Annotated in this window: 4 protein-coding genes and 1 pseudogene; 2 read left to right on the forward strand and 3 right to left on the reverse strand. The window is 67.1% G+C overall.

Translation table 11 applies throughout. From position 1 onward, the window contains the following. The first annotated feature begins 121 nt into the window (after positions 1-121). A complete protein-coding gene (locus ACSDR0_RS49920; RefSeq protein WP_435296012.1) occupies positions 122-1,045 on the forward strand; it encodes an ArsO family NAD(P)H-dependent flavin-containing monooxygenase in 924 nt (307 codons plus the stop codon). A 318-nt stretch (positions 1,046-1,363) separates the two neighbouring features. On the opposite strand, the gene ACSDR0_RS49925 is transcribed toward ACSDR0_RS49920, so the two are convergent. Beyond that, on the reverse strand, positions 1,364-1,585 hold the full coding sequence (locus tag ACSDR0_RS49925) for a helix-turn-helix domain-containing protein (RefSeq protein ID WP_435296013.1): 222 nt from the start codon (positions 1,583-1,585) through the stop codon (positions 1,364-1,366). Beyond that, a complete protein-coding gene (locus ACSDR0_RS49930; RefSeq protein ID WP_435296014.1) occupies positions 1,585-2,076 on the reverse strand; it encodes a DUF2975 domain-containing protein in 492 nt (163 codons plus the stop codon). Before ACSDR0_RS49930 ends, ACSDR0_RS49925 begins: the two co-directional genes overlap by 1 nt. A gap of 351 nt (positions 2,077-2,427) precedes the next feature. On the opposite strand from ACSDR0_RS49930, the pseudogene ACSDR0_RS49935 reads away from it, so the two are divergent. Then, positions 2,428-2,631, forward strand: a pseudogene (locus ACSDR0_RS49935) (hypothetical protein); the annotation flags it as partial. A 349-nt stretch (positions 2,632-2,980) separates the two neighbouring features. Here ACSDR0_RS49935 and ACSDR0_RS49940 read toward each other — a convergent pair. After that, positions 2,981-3,214, reverse strand: coding sequence for a hypothetical protein (locus tag ACSDR0_RS49940; protein WP_435296015.1), 234 nt, complete (start codon positions 3,212-3,214; stop codon positions 2,981-2,983). Positions 3,215-3,304 lie beyond the last annotated feature (90 nt).

A 3,304-nucleotide genomic window follows, 5' to 3' on the forward strand; every position in this document is an offset into this window, starting at 1 on the left:
ACTACTGGATCGTCCCGGCCGCCGTCGCCCGCCTGGGTGCGCTGTTCACCCCGCTGGCCGAGTCCGCGAGCGTGTGACCGCCCCGACGGCGGCATCCCCCTCGTCGCGTCCGATCGATGTCGTGGTGATCGGCGGCGGGCAAGCAGGCCTGGCGTCCGGCTACTACCTGCGCCGGGCAGGGGCGGACTTCGTCATCCTGGACGCCTACGACGAGCCGGGCGGGGCCTGGCAGCATGCCTGGCCGTCCCTGCGATTGTTCTCCCCCGCCCCCTACAGCTCGCTGCCGGGCCGGATGATGCCCGTCCCTGAGGGGAGCGGTTATCCGAGCGCGGCCGATACGCTCGCCTACCTGACCGACTACGAGCGACGCTATGAGCTGCCGATCGTCCGGCCGGCCCGTGTGCGGGCCGTGCGCAATGGTGGTGAGCGGCTGGCCGTCGAGACCGGCACCAGCGCCGGCACCTGGCATGCCCGGATCGTCATCAGCGCGACCGGCACCTGGGGCGGGGCGTATGTGCCGTATTACCCCGGCATCGGTGACTTCCGCGGGCGGCAGCTGCACACGGCGACCTACATGGGCCCCGCACCCTTGCGCGGGCAGCGTGTAGTCATCGTGGGCGGCGGCAACTCCGCCGCCCAGATCCTCGCTGAGGTCTCCACCGTCGCCGACACGACGTGGGTTACGCTGCGCCCGCCCCGGCTGCTCCCCGATGACATCGACGGCCGGGCCCTGTTCGACCTGGCCACCCAGCGCGCCCGCTTGGCTGACGCGCCCGCCATCGGTGACCTGGGCGTCATCGTCGCCGTCCCGGCCGTGTGCGAGGCCCGCGGGCGGGGCGCGCTCAAAGCCGAGCCGATGTTCGCCCGCCTCACCGCGGACGGGGTGGCCTGGGTTGATGGCACCACCTTGGCCTGCGACACCATCGTCTGGTGCACCGGTTTTCGGCCCGTGCTCAGCCACCTGGCCCCGTTGAAACTCCGCGGCTCGGACGGGGTGATCCTGACCCAGGGTGATTTCACCAGCGGTAACTGGCCCCATGTATGAGCGTTCTGGCTCCACCTGCGGAACTTCGGTGGTGCGAAGTTCACGAGGAGTTGGCCCCGCCCCTGGGGACTGTGGCGAAGCCCTGGCTGCCCGCTCAGCGACGAACCCCCGCTCTTCCGCGCTGGAGACGGGGATTTCGGTGGGGAGATCACGTTCACAAGTCGCGGTCGTCGACCAGGACGGTGCGGTGCGAGTCAGCCGGAATATACCCAACGAAGTCGGGGCGGTGCTGCGAGCGAGCGGCGATCCACGTCCATGCGGTCGACGTGCCGTGTCAGGCCGGTGGTGTCAGGCGTTTTCACGCCTGCTGTGGGCGTGTCATCCGCTCGCGGAGTCTTCGGCCTCCCAGCGCAGCAGGTCGCCCGGCTGGCACTTGAGCACCTCGCAGAGTGCGGCGAGTGTCGCGAAGCGCACCGCCTTGGCGCGGCCGTTCTTAAGTACCGCCAGGTTGGCGGAGGTGATCCCGACACGGTCCGCGAGGTCGCCGACGGATATCTTCCGCCTGGCCAGCATCACGTCGATGTCGACGACGATCGGCATCAGATCACTTCGTCCAACTCGGCCTGCATCCGCGTCGCCTCAACGTCGCGCGCGACGGCCTGGGCGAGCAGCGTCCGCAGCACGAGCACGATGAGCGCGACCCCCAAGATGGCCAGGCCAACCCCGCCCATGATGACGGTGACGCCCGGGTCGGCCCGCTGGCCCGGCGCGTTGAGGGCCGTGACCGCGAACCACAGGAGAGCGGCCGCCACGATCGCGCCGATCACGGCGTCCACGTACCGGAAGGCTGCGGAAGAGAACACGGTTTTGTGTCGGACCATCGTCACCAGTCGCCACACGCCGACCAGGGCGACTTGGGCCGACACCATGCCCAGGATCGTGATCACGCGCAGCGGGGTCAGCGGGAGCGATCCGTCTTCGGGGTCGCTCCCGATGGCCAACGTCCACACCATCGATGCCTGTACGAACACGGTGCCGGCGATCACCACCACGAGCACGGCGCGAAGCGCACGCACTGTCAGCTTTCCCATGACCCATCCTTCTATCGATTTGCGATGAGAAACTATCGAATCTCGATAGGTAAGGCAAGTGCTGGGGACAGAGGGTCGGCGGCGGTTTCGCACCGTGACGGGACGCTGTCGCCCCCGCCCATGGCATGGCGTGCGCGCGAACCATCTTGATCTTGTCGGAGTCGGTTTTGCTTGAGCGCAAATCGGACGCCACCCGACTACGCCGAAGCCCTGCGGCCGACGGTCCTTGGAAGTGCACCGACAAGGGGCAGCCGAACGGGGCCAGAACTCGTTGGTCCCCGTTTCGGTCGTCCACTGGCTGGGGCCACCCACGTTGGACGGGTGGGGCCAGAAACCGTTGGTACGACCACCCAGGGCACTCGCGCGCTCGGTGAGGCGCGCCTGCACCTGCTCGGTTATGGCGACTGGACCGGCCCGGCCTCGGCCACTCTGATCGGGGCCAGCCGTACCGCCAAAGACACCGTCGCCGAGGTCATGCGGCAGCTCCAGTCACCAAAACCGGTATCTGATAGGCAGGCTGTCGCCGCCAGAACGGTCAGAGAAGCTGCTCGGTGACGTCGTCTTCCTGGCGCTTGCCACTATTACTGGATCATTGCTGGTGCGATCACTCGATTGGATGAGTTGTTCACTTCACTGATCGCGCCTGTCGGTGTGTAACGGGCGCCGTAGACGCGGGGAACCGGCCGGTTCTACGTATCTGTGCGGTTGTCGTCATACCGCCGCAGCTCGTGCCGGATCGTTGTCAACGCTGCGGCCGTGTGCGCACGGATGGCATCCCAGGCGCCGCTCCAGTTGGGCGGCGCATCGTAGATACCCAGAGCGTGCAGCCTGGCCGGTAGCCCGCCGTCCCGGCTGATGCTGTGAGCCATGGTGTTACGCACCTCCCTGACGCGGCGGAGCGTAGTCACCGCATCGTCACCGCATCCTTAATAGCCTGGTGCTGGTCTGCTGGCAGCTTGTGCAGCAAGGCGTGTTGGAGCGCGTCAATGCTGCCCTTGATCTCCTCCTTTTTGACGCCCGGCGGGAGGAGGTCAGCACCGATGGTGGTGCGGTCGATCAGGTCGGCCAGAGCACCGACTCGGGAGGCGAATTCCACGCGCGTCGTGCAGTTGAGCGAGACCGCGGCCGGTACGAGCACGCTACTGATGCTAAGAGGGCATTTGATTTGAGTAGATTGCTCCTTATGTTCTAGTAAGTGCCTCGCCAGGTTGGGGTGGTCTCGTCCGTT

The organism is Streptosporangium sp. G11 (assembly GCF_051192615.1).
Lineage (GTDB): Bacteria > Actinomycetota > Actinomycetes > Streptosporangiales > Streptosporangiaceae > Streptosporangium.

Bases quoted from the DNA above. Each gene is read 5' to 3' on its own strand.
- ACSDR0_RS49930 (WP_435296014.1), bottom strand. From the start codon at position 2,076: ATGGGAAAGCTGACAGTGCGTGCGCTTCGCGCCGTGCTCGTGGTGGTG.
- ACSDR0_RS49925 (WP_435296013.1), bottom strand. From the start codon at position 1,585: ATGCCGATCGTCGTCGACATCGACGTGATGCTGGCCAGGCGGAAGATA.